This is a genomic window from Paenibacillus dendritiformis (assembly GCF_015845845.1).
GTDB lineage: Bacteria > Bacillota > Bacilli > Paenibacillales > Paenibacillaceae > Paenibacillus_B > Paenibacillus_B dendritiformis_C.
The window spans coordinates 1-16,750 of record NZ_LDIG01000096.1 but is presented as its reverse complement, the minus strand read 5'-3'; the positions used below and the strand labels follow the sequence as shown (position 1 = coordinate 16,750).

13 protein-coding genes and 1 pseudogene are annotated in these 16,750 nt (G+C 56.7%); 4 read left to right on the top strand and 10 right to left on the bottom strand.

Annotation, left to right across the window (positions count from 1 at the left end; genetic code table 11):
* Nucleotides 1-43: 43 nt before the first annotated feature.
* On the bottom strand, nt 44-1,189 hold the full coding sequence (locus tag ABD76_RS07965) for an MFS transporter (protein WP_197255788.1): 1,146 nt from the start codon (nt 1,187-1,189) through the stop codon (nt 44-46).
* A 205-nt stretch (nt 1,190-1,394) separates the two neighbouring features.
* Between ABD76_RS07965 and ABD76_RS07960 the strand changes: the two genes are divergently transcribed.
* Both ABD76_RS07960 and ABD76_RS07955 read left to right on the top strand, forming a co-directional pair.
* Nucleotides 1,395-2,306 carry an ArsR/SmtB family transcription factor gene (locus ABD76_RS07960; RefSeq protein ID WP_197255786.1) on the top strand — a complete coding sequence of 304 codons (912 nt, stop codon included), beginning with the start codon at nt 1,395-1,397 and terminating at the stop codon, nt 2,304-2,306.
* A gap of 71 nt (nt 2,307-2,377) precedes the next feature.
* Nucleotides 2,378-3,127 (top strand): HAD family hydrolase, encoded by a 750-nt coding sequence (locus ABD76_RS07955; protein ID WP_197255784.1) that lies wholly within the window; start codon nt 2,378-2,380, stop codon nt 3,125-3,127.
* A 118-nt stretch (nt 3,128-3,245) separates the two neighbouring features.
* Here the strand turns inward: ABD76_RS07955 and ABD76_RS07950 are convergent, their stop codons facing one another.
* The 4 genes from ABD76_RS07950 to thyA form a co-directional block, all read right to left on the bottom strand.
* Nucleotides 3,246-5,534, bottom strand: a complete 2,289-nt coding sequence (locus ABD76_RS07950; RefSeq protein ID WP_197255782.1) for a DNA topoisomerase 3 — start codon at nt 5,532-5,534, stop codon at nt 3,246-3,248.
* Nucleotides 5,535-5,622: 88 nt separating this feature from the next.
* Nucleotides 5,623-7,116, bottom strand: a complete 1,494-nt coding sequence (locus ABD76_RS07945; protein ID WP_197255781.1) for a glutamate synthase subunit beta — start codon at nt 7,114-7,116, stop codon at nt 5,623-5,625.
* Nucleotides 7,117-7,328: 212 nt separating this feature from the next.
* Nucleotides 7,329-7,817, bottom strand: a complete 489-nt coding sequence (locus ABD76_RS07940) for a dihydrofolate reductase (protein ID WP_197255779.1) — start codon at nt 7,815-7,817, stop codon at nt 7,329-7,331.
* 105 nt (nt 7,818-7,922) lie between these two features.
* Entirely contained in the window at nt 7,923-8,717 is a 795-nt protein-coding gene (thyA, locus tag ABD76_RS07935) for a thymidylate synthase (RefSeq protein ID WP_197255777.1), read from the bottom strand.
* A 116-nt stretch (nt 8,718-8,833) separates the two neighbouring features.
* Here thyA and ABD76_RS07930 point away from each other — a divergent pair, with 116 nt between their 5' ends.
* The gene (locus ABD76_RS07930) at nt 8,834-10,057 is read left to right on the top strand and encodes an NAD(P)H-hydrate dehydratase (RefSeq protein ID WP_338125072.1); all 1,224 of its coding nucleotides are present in this window, start codon (nt 8,834-8,836) and stop codon (nt 10,055-10,057) included.
* Here the strand turns inward: ABD76_RS07930 and hutI are convergent.
* The 5 genes from hutI to ABD76_RS07905 all read right to left on the bottom strand — a co-directional run bounded on the left by hutI (nt 10,044) and on the right by ABD76_RS07905 (nt 16,382).
* Nucleotides 10,044-11,318, bottom strand: a complete 1,275-nt coding sequence (gene hutI / locus ABD76_RS07925) for an imidazolonepropionase (protein WP_197255775.1) — start codon at nt 11,316-11,318, stop codon at nt 10,044-10,046. The genes ABD76_RS07930 and hutI overlap by 14 nt on opposite strands.
* Before the next feature lie 54 nt (nt 11,319-11,372).
* Nucleotides 11,373-13,037 (bottom strand): urocanate hydratase, encoded by a 1,665-nt coding sequence (gene hutU / locus ABD76_RS07920; RefSeq protein WP_197255773.1) that lies wholly within the window; start codon nt 13,035-13,037, stop codon nt 11,373-11,375.
* Nucleotides 13,038-13,193: 156 nt separating this feature from the next.
* A complete protein-coding gene (hutP, locus tag ABD76_RS07915) occupies nt 13,194-13,670 on the bottom strand; it encodes a hut operon transcriptional regulator HutP (protein ID WP_197255771.1) in 477 nt (158 codons plus the stop codon).
* Between the two features lie 117 nt (nt 13,671-13,787).
* Nucleotides 13,788-15,341 carry a histidine ammonia-lyase gene (gene hutH / locus ABD76_RS07910; protein ID WP_197255769.1) on the bottom strand — a complete coding sequence of 518 codons (1,554 nt, stop codon included), beginning with the start codon at nt 15,339-15,341 and terminating at the stop codon, nt 13,788-13,790.
* A gap of 402 nt (nt 15,342-15,743) precedes the next feature.
* Entirely contained in the window at nt 15,744-16,382 is a 639-nt protein-coding gene (locus tag ABD76_RS07905; protein ID WP_197255767.1) for a hypothetical protein, read from the bottom strand.
* A gap of 178 nt (nt 16,383-16,560) precedes the next feature.
* Here ABD76_RS07905 and ABD76_RS30890 point away from each other — a divergent pair.
* Nucleotides 16,561-16,750 (top strand): annotated as a pseudogene (locus ABD76_RS30890) (ISL3 family transposase); the annotation flags it as partial.

The window sequence follows — 16,750 nt, the reverse complement described above, 5'->3', positions numbered from 1 at the left end:
CACGCTTGTGAACATATATTTATAAGTGTAAGGAAGATGAGACCTAACTTGCAAGCGTTTTTGCCTGCCGCTTGAAGATGAAGCCGAGCAGCGAGAAGCCGATGTACCAGAGGCCAAGCAAGTAGAACATGCTGCCCATCGACACATATTGCAGCCCCAAGCCGGCCAGATTCGGCCCGATAATGCTGCCCAGACTGAAGTGAACGGATGCGATCACATTCGCGGAAGGCAGGTAAGCCTTCGGCAAAATATCCGCGGCATAGGCCAGGCCAAGCGAGAAAAAGGAGCCGACCAACCCGCCGACCAGCAGAAAGAGAATCAAAATTCCCCAGACGCTCGTTCCGACGAACGGGATGAGGAGAAATCCCGCTCCTCCGGTCAGACCGCAAGCCATCAGCACCTTTTTGCGGTCCAGCTTGTCGCTCAGTATGCCGAGCGGAAGCTGGAGGATAAGGCCGCCGATGCCGAAGAACGGCAGCAGGAACGAGATCCAGTGCTCCTCCAGGCCGATGCGCAGCGCATAAATCGGGAAGTTGCTGTTCATCGAGGCTTCCATATAGCCGTACAAGAAGGCAGGCAGCAGGGCGAACCAGGCCCATTGATAAGAGCGGACATACCGCTTCTCGGGACGGGCGCCTTCATGCAAGCCTTCCACCGGCTGATTCGGCAGCACGAACGTAACGAGTCCGATGACAACGACGAACAGCGCGGCCATCACCAGGAACGGCGCGGAATCATGCACGCGGAGCAAATTAATGCCGAGCGGACCGAAGCTGAAGCCAAGTCCATACGCCATCCCGTACAGCGAAATATTCCGTCCGCGCCGGTGAGCCGGGCTGACGGAGACCGCCCATAGCTGGGTCGCGTAATGCAGCGCGCTGTCCCCCAGGCCGACAATCATCCGGAGCGCGAACCAGACATAAATATTGGGCAGCAGCGGGAACAGCACGATCGCTGCCGTTACGACGATGAGCCCGCCGAGAAGCATCCGCTTGTATCCCACCCGGAGCAGGATCCGTTCGACGGCGAACATCATGGCGAATACGCCGACGTACAAAGCCGTCGCATTCAGCGCATTCAGATCGGAAGGAACGCCCATCCGCTCGAGGAAGATCGTTAAGAGCGGGAGCAGCATCCCTTGACTCAATCCGGTAAATGTGACAACAATAATAAGAATTAAAAATTGCATGCTTGGAGAACTCGTAGTGAAGCGTCTTGCTGACATGGACTTTCCTCCGCAAAACTATGATTTGAACGCTTGAAGCTTGCGGCGCGCGGCCGCCCCCCCAAGCTTCATATGACACCAACATTTCAACATTATAGTAGACAATAGGATGCAACACAATTCATAATGATAGAGTAACGCAATGTTATCCAAGGGGGCTCCGTAAGGCATGACCTACCATGTTCGTATCGACTATTCATCGGTATATGAACTTATTGGAAGCTTTATGTTGTTCGTTCACCGCAAGTGGATCCGCAACGTAGAGAACGGAATGGAATGGGCGCGCAGCATCGAGCAGCAGCTCCCTCCGCAATCGAATGCGTACAGCGAGAAGATCCGGAAGCATTCGTTAAGCGACTTCGACATGCTCTACGCGCTTGCGCTGGAGCGGAATCACAACGATATTCCTTCCTATCTCGACCAGCTGGAACGGCTGACACCGGACGAGTGGGACAGAGTCAGACAAGAGAATGGCCTGCGCCTCCCCTCCTTCCGGCTGGAACGCTGCCTGGAGCTGTATGTTCCGGCGCTCCGATTCTGGTATGAACACTATATCCGTCACTCGCTTCCGGAATGGGAACCGATACTTCTGCATGACGCGGAAGAGAAGCGGCGGCTATTGGACAAAATAAAGCCGCAGGATCTCATCGAGCTGGCCACGAACGGCGTCGTCATTCCGGAGCATGATTCGGTTGACGAAGTGATTCTTGCCCCGATGTGGCACTATCGTCCGATTAATAATAACTGTACGTTCCGAAGACGGATTCTCGTCCTGTACCCGGCGGACAAGCCGGAACCGGATCTGATGACTCCGTCGCACAACCTGCGCCGCATGACCGAAGCATTGGCAGACGAGAAGCGGCTGCGCATCTTGCGTCTGGTCGGACAGAAGCCGTATACGTTCGAGGAAATCCAGGAGTATATACCGCTGTCGACGGGAGCGCTCAAGCATCATCTGGCGGTCCTGCGCTCCGCGGGCTATATCCGGACGTACTGGAACGGCAAGGTGCAGCGGATCGCGCTGCGGCCGGAAGGGCTTGCGGATTTATCCGCTTTTCTCGAAGCCTACATACATTCATGACAATGACAGCAAGCCTGATTGCAGCCTCTTGCGCTGTTGCGGCTTTGATAGCGTCAAGGAGGTGATTCGGCATGACCGTGATGCCGAGACAAACGATATTATTCGATCTGGACGATACGCTCGTCCATTGCAACAAATATTTTGACATCGTCATTCAACAATTTCTCGACACGATGATGACGTGGTTCGCGCCGTGGAAGCTGCGGGCCGAGGATATCCGCGCGGTGCAGGTCCGCATCGATATTGCCGGCGTGCAGGACAACGGCTTTCAGAGCGAGCATTTCCCGCGCTCGTTGATCCAGACATACGATCACTTCACTGCATTGACCGGACGCGCCTCGTCCGCCGACGAGTCCGAGCTGCTCTGGAAGCTGGGAATGAGCGTCTACGAGTTCGAGATCGAGCCTTATCCCGGCATGATCGAGACGCTCGATCGGCTGCGGGATGACGGGCATGAGCTCTTCCTGTATACCGGCGGGGAACAAGTCATTCAAGAGCGCAAAATTGCGCAGATGAAGCTGTCCGACTATTTCGGAGATCGGATATTCATTCGCCGGCACAAGACAGCGGAGGCGTTGTCCGCTATCGTGCGGGAACAAGGCTTCCCGGCCGAGAGCACCTGGATGATCGGCAATTCGCTGCGAACCGACGTGATTCCCGCCCTGCTGTCCGGTCTGAATGCCATTTACTTGAAGCAGGCGAACGAATGGGCATTTAACATCGTCGATATCAATGCCGAGCCGAACGGCGCTTTCGAGACCATCGAGCAGTTGAGCGAGGTGCCACGCGTCATACACAATTGGATATTGACCCCGCGGTAAGGAGACAGGCCGGCTTCGAGAGAGCCGGCCTTCTGTTGTATTTGCCATAACGCTGCACTTGGTTCGTCGGAACAACTCTCGCTCTGGCTGCGCATGCCGCACGGCATTCCGGGACAGGCTACGCCTCTGTCCCTAACTTCCCGGTCTCCGCGCTCGCCAGAACGATGCGGGCTTGCGTCTCGGAGCCGTCCGGCAGGACCAGCTTCATCTTTGCGGTCTTGCCCTTCTCGATCAGCGCCCTCACCTGCGTATCGGTAAGCTTGCGGCCGAAGCTTTCCTTCCAGATAACGAAGCCACAGCCCTGTTTGTAATTCGAGCAGCCGTACCCTTTGCGCCCCATAAAGATGACGCCTCCGCAGCCGGCGCGCGGACAAGTCCCGACGATAGACGGCCCCTCGCCCCGCTGCGGTTCCGCCGACTTAACCGCTGCACTCCGCTTCGAAGATGGCCGGGTCCCGGCGGCCGCCGGACTGTCCTGCGCGGATTGCGCCGCGGCGGACGCTTGTCCGGCTGCGCTCTTGCGCCGGCGCGTGCTCCCCAGCTTCGGCTCGGCGCTTTCGAAGGAGGTTTTCGCCGCCCGCGCCTGCAGCCTCACCTTGTCGACAATCATCGTTGCGAATTTCTTGACATTTTCCATAAATTGAACATCGGAAGCCGCGCCCCGGGAAATTTCCGTCAGCCGCCGCTCCCATTGCCCGGTCATTTCCGGCGAGGTCAGCAGATCAATGCCTGCCGCCCGGATAAGCTCGACCGCCGTGCGGCCTTTTTGGGTCACCTGGATCGTCTTGCCCTTCATCTCGATATAGCCCACTTTTTTGAGACGCTCAATCGTGGCGGCCCGAGTAGCCGGCGTGCCCAGACCGGAATCCTTCATCGCATCGCGCAGCTCCTCGTCTTCAATCTGCTTGCCTGCGCTCTCCATCGCCTTGAGCAGCGTGCCCTCCGTATAGGGCTTGGGCGGCTGGGTTTCCTTATCCTTGACCACGGCGCGTACACAATGCGCCGCCTCGTCGGGATTGACCCGGAACGGCACCTCGACCTCGATCTCTTCCGCTTCTTCCTCATCCTTGCGCTTCCCTCTGCCGGACTTGGGCTTCTCCTTCTTCAAATCGGCATAGATGGCTTTCCAGCCGATATGGAGCAGCTCTTTGACCGAGGTTTTGAAGGTCTCTCGTTCAACCTCCGTCATGACCGTATGGATCTTGTATTCCGCAGCCGGATAGAACTGGGACAGGAAGCGGCGCACGATAAGATCGTACAGCTTCTGTTCATCGGGAGACAGGCCCGAGGCCTTCCGCTGGGTCGGCAGAATCGCATGGTGATCCTCGACCTTGGCCGGATTGCATATGTACTTGTTCCCTTTATGAACGAGAGCCCGGTTCGCGCCCTTCACCCACTCGTCATATGCCGAGCCCTGCAGCATGGACAGCGCCTTGTGCATCTCCGGAATGTTCTGCTCCGTCACATAGTTCGAATTGGTCCGCGGATAGGAAATAACCTTGTGCTTTTCGTACAGCGACTGGGCGATATCCAACGTTTTCTTCGCGGAGAACCCGTAGCGGCTGTTCGCCTCCCGCTGCAGCAAGGTCAGATCATACAGGCGAAAAGGATATTCCTTCGTCTCCTTCGCCTGATAGGAGGCGATCCGTCCCGGCTTCCCCTGCACCTTCGCCGCCAGCTTCTCGGCTTGGGCCCGGTCGGTGATCCGCTCGCCCTGCCATAGACCCTGGTATGTGCCATCCCCTTGGGAGAAATGGCCTTCGACCTCGAAATAAGTCAACGAAGTAAAGGCTTCAATCTGCTTCTGCCGTTCATAGATAAGCGCCAATACAGGCGTTTGCACTCGGCCTACGGACAGCAGCACGTTGTGCTTCGTCGTGAACGCGCGCGACCCGTTCATACCAATCAGCCAATCCGCTTCGCTGCGGGCGCTCGCCGCTTTGGTCAGATTGTCATATTCCGATCCGTCCTTCAGCTCGGCGAAGCCCCGCCGAATCGTTTCCGGGGTCAGATCGGATATCCAGAGCCGCTTCACCGGATGCTTTAACTTCAAATAACGCTGGATGAGCGAAAAGATATATTGTCCTTCCCTTCCGGCGTCGCAAGCGTTGACCAGCAGATTGCTGCGCTTGGCCAGCTCGGCGATGATCTTCAATTGATCCTTCGTCTTGCGGTATGCGATCAGCTTGAAGTCGCCGGGTATAATCGGAAGGTCGTTGATATTCCATTTCTTATACTTCATATCATAAGCTTCCGGCTCGGCGAGCCCGACCAAATGCCCGATCGCCCACGTAATGATATAATTGTCCCCTTCCAGATAGGAACGGTGATTTTTGGCTTTCGGTTCTATGGCGGCAGCGATATTCCGTCCCATATCCGGCTTCTCCGCAATAATCAGCGTCTTCATCTGCTCCCCCCGTCTCTCTGGCGAACGACAGAAAGCCGCGCTATGGATAGCGCAGCTTCTTGCAGCGTTCTCTTCTATTTATTATTCCTCATTCCGGGCAGGATGACAAGTCATTCGCCAGATACCTGTCCACTTCGCGGGCGGCTTCCCGTCCCTCGTGGATGGCCCAGACGACCAAGCTCTGTCCGCGCCGCATATCTCCGGCGGCAAAGACATTGCGAATCTTCGTCCCGTATTTGCCTCTGACCGTCCTCACATTGGTATGGCGATCCGTATCAAGCTCGAGCTGATCGATGAGCGTCGCCTCCGGGCCGTCGAAGCCGACCGCGATAATAACGAGCTGCGCCGGATAGACCCGCTCCGTTCCCAGGATTGGCCGATACGTCTTCCGTCCCTGCTCGTCGACGATCCGCTCAATCTGAACCGTGTGCAGCTCCTTCACGCGCCCTTCCTCGTCGCCCACGAAGCGCGTCGTCATGATGGAAAATTCGCGCGGATCGCGTCCGTACAAGGCCTTCGCTTCCTGGTGCGCATAATCGAGCGTATACACATTCGGGAACTGCGGCCAAGGATTGGCGGCCTCGTCGCGCACGGCTGGCGCCTGCGGACGCGTGCCGAATTGCGTGATGCTGCGGCAGCCGTGGCGCAGCGCGGTCGCTACGCAGTCGGTCCCCGTGTCGCCGCCGCCGATGACAATGACATCCTTGCCTGCCGCCGACACGTAGCTGCCGTCCTCCAGGCCGGAGTTCAGATAGCTCTTAATCGTTCCGTTCAAATAGTCCATCGCATAATGAATGCCTTCGAGATCGCTGCCTTCGATGACGAACTCGCGCGGCTTCGTCGCCCCGGCGCACAGCACGACCGCATCATACTGTTCGACCAGCTCGCGGGCCGGAATATCGGTTCCGATCTCGATATTCGTCACGAAGCGGATCCCTTCCTCGGCGAGCAGCCGCACCCGCCGCTCCACCACTTCCTTGTCCAGCTTCATCGTCGGAATGCCGTACATAAGCAGACCGCCGATGCGATCGTCGCGCTCATATACCGTGACGGAATGCCCGGCCTGATTGAGCTCATCCGCGCAGGCCAGTCCCGCCGGTCCCGATCCGACGACCGCGACCCGCTTGCCGGTCCGGCGCTGCGGAGGCTTCGCCGTCACCCAGCCTTCGCGGAAACCGCGTTCGATAATCTCTTCCTCGATTGACTTGATCGTGACCGGCTCGCCGATAAGCCCGACGGTACATGCCCCTTCGCAGGGCGCCGGACAGACCCTTCCCGTAAATTCGGGGAAGTTATTCGTAGCCTCGAGCCGTTCGAGCGCTTCCCGCCACAGCCCGCGGTACACGAGATGATTCCATTCCGGAATCAGATTGTTCACCGGGCAGCCGGAGGTGCCGGACGCCAGCTCCATCCCCGTATGGCAATAGGGCGTGCCGCAATCCATGCAGCGGGACGCCTGGGTCCGCAGTTCCTCTTCGGTCAGGTGCAGATGGAATTCCTTCCAGTCCAGCACCCGTTCAGCCGGGTCCCGTTCCGCTTGTATTTGTCGAGAATACTCCATAAATCCGGTCGGCGTTGACATGCTGACTCCTCCATCCGTTCGCGTAGCAATCGCAAAGCCTGTTCGCAATTGTGCCGATTGATGACATGTCCGGACATCGGACGGTCCGGCATGTTTGTGCCAATGATCGTACCTTAAACGATATCCCGGAACATATGGAGTCGATCACGAATGATTTGCATTTCAATACATATGAAAAGGGGCCGCTGCCCGCTTGCGAGGTTGATCTCGCGTCACGCTTCCTTCCGGACATAGATCTGGAAGCGGTGCGGATACCGGTTCTTCTCGTCAATCGGTCCCTCGGCCTCGCCCGCCAGTTCCCAGAGCGACTCGTCATAAGGCGGAAAATATTCGTCGCCCTCGAATTCGGCATCGATCCGCGTCACCAGAAGCTTGTCCGCATAAGGAAGGAACTCGCGGTAAATTTGAGCGCCGCCCATCACCATAATTTCCTCCTCCGCCGCCAGCGGCAGCACGGACTCGATATGATGCCATACCTCCGCATCGGGCACGGTCCAGCCCGGGTTGCGGGAAAGCACAATATTGCGCCGGTTCGGCAGCGCCTTCCCCAGCGATTCATACGTCTTGCGCCCCATGACGACCGTCTTTCCCTGCGTCATCGCCTTGAAATAAGCCATATCGCTCGGCAGCCGCCATGGCATCCCGTTGTCCTTGCCAATAAGACGGCGCTTGTCCATCGCCCAGATCATCGTTATCGGCATCGCGGTGCGTCTCCCTTCTGTCTCTTTTATTCCATTAATAAAGGCTCCCGAGACTATCTTCTATAGTACCCGTCGTCATTCGAGTCTTGAGCCGCTGTTCAAAGCCTATACCGCAACCGGCGCCTTAATCGTCGGATGATGCTGATAGTCCACGAATTCGAAATCGTCGAACCGGTAATCGAAAATCGAATCCGGCTTGCGCTTGATGACCAGCTTCGGAAGCGGCAGCGGCTCCCGCTCCAACTGGGTCTTCACCTGCTCCATATGATTCGAATAAATGTGAACGTCGCCGCCGCTCCAGATGAATTCTCCAACCTCCAGACCGCATTGCTGGGCCACCATATGCGTAAGCAGCGAATAGCTGGCGATATTGAACGGCAGTCCGAGGAACGTATCCACCGAACGCATGTTAAGCAGGCAGCTCAGCTTGGCTCCGGCGACATAAAATTGGAACGAGTAATGGCATGGCGGCAGTTTCATCTGATCGACCTCGCCGACATTCCAGGCGGAGACGAGCAGCCGGCGCGAATCCGGATTCGTCTTAATCTGCTCGATCACATTCGCAATCTGGTCGATCGTGCGTCCGTCCTTGGTCTCCCAGGCACGCCACTGCGATCCGTATACCGGTCCCAGGTCGCCATTCTCATCCGCCCATTCGTCCCAGATACGGACGCCGTTTTCCTTCAAATAACGAATATTCGTATCTCCGCTCAAAAACCAGAGCAATTCATGAACGATCGATTTCAGGTGCAGCCGCTTCGTCGTGACAAGCGGAAAGCCTTCGGCCAGATCGAAGCGAAGCTGACGCCCGAACACGGACAAGGTGCCTGTCCCGGTCCGATCCTCCTTTTTCACCCCGTGATCCAAAATGTCCTGCAATAACGCCAGATATGACTTCATTTCAACCACTCTCTTTCTACCGTGCTGATGTGTATCCTTCATAGTGTACCATCCCCTCATATCGTCGGCAATCCAGATTCGCGAAATCAAAACTCGGTTCGAAGATGATCAAAATAATGGGCATCGCCGCTTCCGTCTATGGGAAGGACTGCATCCGGTGGGAGGAGTATGCGGGGATTGTCGATGCCCTCCTTGGCACCGGCACGGCCGGAGCCCCGCGCGAGCCGTACGCCTCGTTAATCCGGGAAGCGAACGGGAGCGGATTGCCCGTCGTCGCCATCGATATTCCGAGCGGCATTGACGCGGATACTGGGGAGACGCATGATCCCTGCATTCATGCGGATATAACCGTGGCCCTCGCCTTGCTCAAACGCGGGCTGACGCAATATCCGGGCGCGGAACGGGCAGGTCGCGTCGTTGTCCGCTTGATCGGCATTCCGGGCGAATTGGCGGAAAAGGAAGGCATTCGGACCTTTTGGACCAATGAAGAGTTGTTCCTGCGGCGCTTCGGGCTGACGCTGCCGCTGACGCGCAAGGCGGATACGCATAAAGGCACGTATGGCCATGTGCTGGTGGCGGCCGGCACCCGGCAATATAGCGGCGCCGGGCTGCTGGCCTCCGCCGCGGCGCTCCGTTCCGGAGCCGGACTCGTGAGCTGGGCGCTGCCGGAACGGCTATTGGATCCGATGATTGGGCGGCTTCCGGAAGCGATGCTGCACGGCATGCCCGACGGCGGACGCGGCGACTGGGCGGCCGTGCCGGCCGAGGCGGTGCTGCGGCTCGCTGCCGGCAAGAAGGCGCTGGCGATCGGCCCGGGCATGGGCCGTTTCCCCGGCGACGGCGCCTGGCTGCGCGAGATCTGGACGGGCGCGCCATGCCCGCTCGTCGCCGATGCGGATGCGCTCAACATGATCGCGGAGGCGGGCGGCCTCGATGCATGGCCGCAGCGGGACGGAGCCGCGATCCTGACGCCGCATCCGGGCGAAATGGCGCGCCTGACGGGCCTCGACGCGCGCGAAGTGCAGCGCGACCGCATCGGCCTGGCGCGCCGCTATGCCGTCCAGCACGGCGTGACGCTCGTGCTGAAGGGCGCCCGCACCGTAACCGCCACCCCCGCCGGGGACGTGTACGTGAACGCGTCCGGCAACCCGGGAATGGCTACCGGAGGTGCGGGCGATGCGCTGGCAGGCCTGATCGCCGGCCTGCTCGCGCAAGGGTACGACGCCGGCCTTGCCGCGGCCCTCGGCGTCTATCTTCACGGCCTTGCCGGCGACCGCGCCGCCGCAAGCCGTTCCTTCCCCGGCTCGCTGATCGCCGGGGATATGATCAACTGCCTGTAGACACGACGACGTTCCCCCGTTTGAACACGGTATGAACATGATTGATTCCGAAATGATACGGCAAGTAGGCCAGGTTATCGGCCTTGAAAATAACGAGGTCCGCCTGCTTGCCGGCCTCCAGGCTTCCTACGGCATCGGCTCTCCCGATGGCATGAGCCGCATTGATGGTCACGGCCGTCAGCACTTCCTCGGGGGTCATGCCCAAGTTCAGACAGCCCAAGGTCATGACAAGCTGGATGGATTCCGTAGGAGAGCTTCCCGGATTATAGTCCGTGGACAGGGCTACCGGGAGCCCCATTTCGATCATGGCGCGGGCCCGGGCGTGATGCGTCAGCCGCAGGTTGAAGGAAGTGGCAGGCAGACAGACGGCCACGACGCCCGCCTGACGCATCGCTTCCAAGCCTTCGTCCGAGGCGGCAATCAGATGCTCGGCGGAAATGCAGCCCAGCTTGCCGGCCAACTGCGCGCCTCCGATCGGCTCGATTTCATCGGCATGAATTTTGAGGCCAAAGCCCAATTCCTTGGCGACAAGCAGAATTTGCTCCGATTCTTCCACGGAAAATACGCCGTGCTCGCAGAACACATCGCAAAATTCGGCCAGCCCTTGCCGCTTCACCTCTGGCAGCATCTGTTCGATAACCACCTTCACAAAGTCTCCGGAGCGGCCTTTATATTCTTCCGGCACCACATGGGCTCCCATAAACGTGGATACCAAATCAACCGGATGCTCCCGGTTCAACCGGTCAGCGACCCGGAGCTGCTTCAGCTCGTCCTCCAAGGTCAGCCCGTAGCCGCTCTTCGCTTCCGCCGTCGTCACGCCGAAGGAAAGCATGATATCCAGGCTCGCTTTCGCTTTCACGTACAGTTCCTCTTCCGTTGCCTGACGGGTGGCTCGAACCGTGCTCAAAATCCCGCCGCCTTGAGCCAATATTTCCAAATAAGAAACGCCCTTCAGCTTCAGCTCCAGCTCATGCTCGCGCGAGCCGCCGTGAACGAGGTGGGTGTGCGGGTCGATGAGCCCCGGCGTAACCAGCAAGCCCTGGGCATCATGCTTGCGCTCGATCGGCAGGCCGGCGATATGCGCCATCACCTCATCTTCCGGTCCCGCCGCAACGATGAGGCCGTCCCGGATCGCCACCGCGCCTCGGCGCACGGCCCCCACCTCTGACATTTCACGGCCTGACCGCGGTCCCCGGCTTCCTTGCATGGTGATGAGCGTTCCTATGTTATGGATCAACAGGTCGATACGATTTTGTTCCATCCTGATCCCCCTCTCGAAGGCAGCACGCCCGGCCGGGCGTGCTGCGCGTCATCGTTATATGCCCAGCATCGGCACGCGGACTCCGCGATTCTTCGCCGTCTGTATCGCAAGCTCATAACCGGCGTCGGCATGACGGATAATGCCCATGCCCGGGTCCGTGTTCAAGACGCGGGCCAGCTTCTCGTCCGCTTCGGCTGAACCGTCCGCGACGACGACCATGCCCGCATGCAGGGAATACCCCATGCCGACGCCGCCGCCGTGGTGAACGGATACCCAGCTCGCGCCGGAAGCCGTATTCACCAGCGCGTTCAATATCGCCCAGTCGGCGACCGCATCGCTGCCGTCCTTCATCGCTTCCGTCTCGCGGTTCGGCGAAGCGACGGAGCCGCAGTCCAGATGATCCCGGCCGATGACGATCGGAGCAGAAATATCTCCATTCCGCACCATCTCGTTGATGGCCAAGCCCATCTTGGCCCGTTCTCCATAGCCGAGCCAGCAGATACGGGCCGGCAAGCCCTGGAACGCGACCTTCTCCCTGGCCATCTTGATCCACTTGCAGAGATGAGTATTTTCCGGGAACAGCTTCAAGACAAGCTCATCCGTCTTATAAATATCGTCCGGATTGCCGGACAAGGCCGCCCAGCGGAACGGCCCCTTCCCCTCGCAGAAAAGCGGGCGGATATAGGCCGGAACGAAGCCAGGGAACTGAAACGCATCCTTCACCCCTTCATCGAAGGCCACTTGGCGGATATTATTGCCATAATCGAAGACAATCGCGCCCATTTTCTGAAGATCGAGCATCGCCTGGACATGGATAGCCATCGACTTTTTGGACAGCTTCACATATTGCGCCGGATCGGCCGCACGCAGTTCGGCCGCCGCTTCCAGCGAATAGCCTGCCGGCACATAGCCGTTAAGCGGATCGTGGGCCGATGTCTGATCGGTGACGAAATCGGGGCGAATCCCCCGCCGCACTATTTCCGGGAACACCTCTGCCGCATTTCCCACCAGGCCGATCGAGAGCGCTCTTCCCTCCGCCTTCGCAGCCTCCGCCAGCTTCAACGCTTCAGCCAGATCGCGAACCATAATATCGCAGTATTTCGTATCGATTCTGCGCTGGATCCGGGACGGATCGACCTCCGCTCCAATCATGACGCCATCGTTCATTGTAACGGCGAGCGGCTGGGCTCCTCCCATGCCGCCGAGTCCGGCCGTTAACGTCAACGTTCCTCTCAGGGTGCCTCCTCTATGCTGGCGGGCCGCCTCGGCGAAGGTCTCATACGTTCCTTGCAAAATGCCCTGCGTCCCGATGTAAATCCAGCTTCCGGCCGTCATTTGCCCGTACATCATCAATCCCTGCTTATCCAGCTCGTGGAACGTATCCCAATTGGCATAGGCAGGCACGATTACCGAATTGGAGATGAGAACCCGCGGCGCATGCGTGTGCGTCCGGAACATGCCCACAGGCTTGCCCGATTGCACCAGGAGCGTTTCATCCGCTTCCAGGTTCGTCAGACACTCCACGATTTTGTCGAAGCACTCCCAATTCCTCGCCGCCTTGCCGATGCCGCCATAGACGACCAGATCGTCCGGCCGTTCGGCCACGTCGGGATCCAGATTGTTCATAAGCATTCGCAGGACCGCTTCCTGCTGCCAGCCTTTCGCCGTCAGTTCCGTTCCATGTGCCGCTCTGATGATACGCTTGGTCGTTTGCTTCACAACTAGCCACTCCTTTATAATCGGATTGACAAACCATAGCAAAGCCCGCTTCCATGTCTTCAAAACCACTCAATAGAAAAGTATCTCACTATCCCTGCCGTCCAGGTTGCGTCAAAGCAGCATGATATTATAGGTGACATCGCAAGATGACGCTGTTTAAATATGGTTGTACCCGAAACCGAGCACATCGTGCTCGAATCCTTTTTTGGGGGCGCCAATCGTGCCGTACACGCAGACGCTTAACCATTCCTCGGAATACCCCGAAATGTCGACGATCCCTCTCGCAATGCAAAACGTTAAGCCAACCGTTCGCAAAATATCCCCGAATTGAACCGTTCCTCTTCCAATCCCCTGCAGCGCTTCGATAATGGCGTGATATAGAGAATGAACTTCCCGATAGGAGTTCGGGTCAATCACCTTATTCGATTTGGCGCTCGTTTCTATCGCGGTCACGACTTTGACCAGTTCCATGGCCCCAACCTTGCCGATCGTATAGCGGTAGCCTCTCTTTTTCATTTCCTGCTCAATTTCCGCGCCCGCTTCTTCGTTATGCAGCATGACCAACAGCGAGGTCAGCTTGCCCATCGTATAATTGCCGCAGTCGAACCGCTTTCCTTCATTCACGTTACTCATAGCCAACCTCCCTTCTTGACCAATAGCCCCGTATTTTAAAAAAATGTTACCCATCTAAAGCCAAACTCGGGCCAGTTAGAGAAATGGAGCGCTGCCTAAACTTGAATCCATGTCCTCCTATTGAAGCTTGACTACGTCCGCAATGCTCGCGGCGGCATCCGTCCCTCTCATCCAATCCGCCACCTTCTGAAAATCATCGGCAAGCACGCGATCCGACTCGACGGCGGGGACAAGCTTGCGGCATTGATCATAGAGCCATTTGGTCCCGAGCCCAAGCCCCCGCGGGTCGCGGAAATCAGCCGCTTGCGCCCCGCACAGCAGCTCAATGGCGAGGACGGCGTAAGCGTTCTCAACGATCTGCTTCGCTTTGCGGGCGGCAATCGTCCCCATGCTGACATGATCCTCTTGGTTGCCCGAGGACGGAATGGAATCGACGCTGGCCGGATGAGCGAGCGCCTTATTCTCGGACACGACGGACGCGGCTGCGTACTGCGCGATCATGAACCCGGATTGAAGCCCGCCATTATTCGTTAGAAAAGGCGGAAGCTGCTCATTCAAGTGAGGGTTGACCAGCCTTTCGATCCGCCGTTCGGAAATGTTGGCCAGCTCCGCTGCGCTGACCGACAGATGGTCCATCGCCAGAGCGATCGGCTGCCCATGGAAATTCCCGCCCGAGATTACTCTCCCCTCGTCCACAAAAATAAGAGGATTATCCGTTGCGGAATTAATTTCAATTTCCAGCTTGCCGGCAATATAGGCCAGCGCATCCCGGCTTGCCCCGTGAACCTGCGGCGCGCAGCGCAAGGAATAGGCATCCTGCACCCTCCGCTCCCCCTGGCTTGTGATGAATTTGCTGCCGGAGGTCAACCGGATCACATTTTCGGCGGATTGACGCTGTCCTTGATGCGGGCGAATGAGGTGGGTCAGCGGATCGAAGGCGTCCCGAACGCCGAAAAGCGCTTCACAAGTCAAGGCAAGCGTGCAGTCTGCCCAGTTCGCCAGATTCATAGCATCGTGGCAAGCCAACGCGCCTACCGCCGTCATCGCCTGCGTCCCGTTGATGAGGGCAAGCCCCTCCTTCGCCTCCAGCGTGACGGGAACAAGCCCGGCAAGCTGCATCGCCTGACCGCCCGGCATCCGCCTGCCCTGATAATAAGCTTCGCCCTCGCCGACGAGGACGAGCGCCAAATGGGACAGCGGCGCCAAATCACCGCTTGCGCCGAGCGAGCCTTTTTCCGGGATGATCGGCGTTACCCCCTCGTTCAGCATGCCGACCATCAATTGCGCCACTTCCTGCCGGATGCCGGAGTAGCCGAGCGCAAGCGCATTGACACGCAGCAGCATAATCGCTCGCGCGATTTCAATCGAGAACGGCTCGCCAATCCCGCACGCGTGGCTTCGAATGAGATTCAACTGCAGCGCTTTGACATCCTCGCCGGAAATATACGTATCGCAAAACTTCCCGAAGCCGGTTGTCAAGCCGTACACCACTTTTTTCTCCCGCAACAGCGTTTCCACATAAGCCCTGCTCTTCGCCATGCAGCGGATGCTCTCTTCGCGCAGCTCCACCTTGGCATGGAAGCGGGCGACCTCTACGACCTGCCGGATCGTTAAGGTCCCGCCGCCCACATACACGGCGTGATGATCTTCCTTTGGTTCCGCTATCTGCATTTCCGCACCTGCTTTACTATAAATAGTAGTAACGGTAACGGCTTCTAATGACTAATCGCTAAACGCCATTGCTCCATCCTGTTCTGACACTCATTTCCGCCAACTGGTGTGTGGCCCAAATCCGCGTGTGAACTACCTTTAAAAAAACAAAAAGAATGCAGTTCGATAAGGAAACCCAATTCTTCCCTCATTCAAAGCTACATTCTATTCACTAATGACTATATCGAGCTTACATTTAATTTACAACGTTGGAGATGGTTAGTCAATAACTAATGCGTCTTTCGCATATCCAGTAAGCTTAGTCGGGATTAAACTCAGTACCTGAATTCAGGAAGCCGCAGTTCTCTTCATCTCTGCAACGTTCCCCTAGTTCATTTAAAGCGTGATTTTCCAGTCTGAGTTTCAATAAGTACCTGACCTATCTCTATTCTGGCCGTCGAAAGCATCAAACACCTTGTTTTTAAAATGATCTTCAAAATTGCTCTCCTGAAATAATATGCTTTTATGCCAATCACTTTTGGTTATTCTTGGCAGAATCTCAGCACATCTATATATACGACCGCCATAAACAAACCAGTCTAAAGACTTTAATGAATCGTATGATTTCGGGAACAGTCCCACTCGAGTGATTGTAACGGTCGAACCTACTTTCTCTCTGATAACATCCGCAGCCAAATTAATAGTTCCTGCAGTATACACCTTATCGATAACCACCCAGTTTCCCGGCGTCTCATTAACGGGTGTAAATCCGATAGGAGAGCTTTTTCGATATAGTTGATAAGGGTCATTCTGTCTGTGAATTTCAGTAAAACTAATAAAATAATCTCTTGTCGCATCTGCATAACCAAGACCTATTGCCAACCCGGCAGTAATAATAAACATCTTATTTGCCCCTAGTTCTTTCAGCATAGGCCATACTTCATGATCTTGGTATACGGTGGACAAATTAAACATATCAATTTTTGACCAATACTCAGCAGAAATTTTTTCCTTATACTTATTAATAAAATTTTTAAATATGTCTTTGCAGTAGGCAGACATTAGATGCAGATCCTTTAATGGATGGATCCCCCGAGAAGAATATGAATTTAATACTATTTTTTTCGGCTCAAAACCGTAATCAGTGCTTGACGAAATAATCTCAGGCTGAAAATGGAAAAACATCTGCTAATCCTGTAATGTTGTAAGTCTCACCGAACAACGAAAAAGGAATAGACAGATGCAAAACCAGTATATCAATGAATTACTCGACATACCAGAGCTAAAAATCCGCCAAATCCTGTCCATCGATGCCGATGAACTTCACATAGAAGCTTTCCCCGTCAGCGAAAAGCAATGCTGTCCGTGCTGTGGGTCGGATCAAAATGTCATCCGCAAAGGAAGCAATGGCATACGGATCGTCCGACATC

Coding starts and splice junctions, on each gene's coding strand:
- thyA (WP_197255777.1), bottom strand. CDS start 8,717: ATGAAGTCATATCTGGCGTTATTGCAGGACATTTTGGATCACGGGGTG.
- ABD76_RS07945 (WP_197255781.1), bottom strand. CDS start 7,116: ATGTCAACGCCGACCGGATTTATGGAGTATTCTCGACAAATACAAGCG.
- ABD76_RS07940 (WP_197255779.1), bottom strand. CDS start 7,817: ATGCCGATAACGATGATCTGGGCGATGGACAAGCGCCGTCTTATTGGC.
- ABD76_RS07905 (WP_197255767.1), bottom strand. CDS start 16,382: ATGTCTGCCTACTGCAAAGACATATTTAAAAATTTTATTAATAAGTAT.
- hutH (WP_197255769.1), bottom strand. CDS start 15,341: ATGCAGATAGCGGAACCAAAGGAAGATCATCACGCCGTGTATGTGGGC.
- ABD76_RS07960 (WP_197255786.1), top strand. CDS start 1,395: ATGACCTACCATGTTCGTATCGACTATTCATCGGTATATGAACTTATT.
- ABD76_RS07955 (WP_197255784.1), top strand. CDS start 2,378: ATGACCGTGATGCCGAGACAAACGATATTATTCGATCTGGACGATACG.
- hutP (WP_197255771.1), bottom strand. CDS start 13,670: ATGAGTAACGTGAATGAAGGAAAGCGGTTCGACTGCGGCAATTATACG.
- ABD76_RS07950 (WP_197255782.1), bottom strand. CDS start 5,534: ATGAAGACGCTGATTATTGCGGAGAAGCCGGATATGGGACGGAATATC.
- ABD76_RS07965 (WP_197255788.1), bottom strand. CDS start 1,189: ATGCAATTTTTAATTCTTATTATTGTTGTCACATTTACCGGATTGAGT.
- hutI (WP_197255775.1), bottom strand. CDS start 11,318: ATGGAACAAAATCGTATCGACCTGTTGATCCATAACATAGGAACGCTC.
- ABD76_RS07930 (WP_338125072.1), top strand. CDS start 8,834: ATGGGCATCGCCGCTTCCGTCTATGGGAAGGACTGCATCCGGTGGGAG.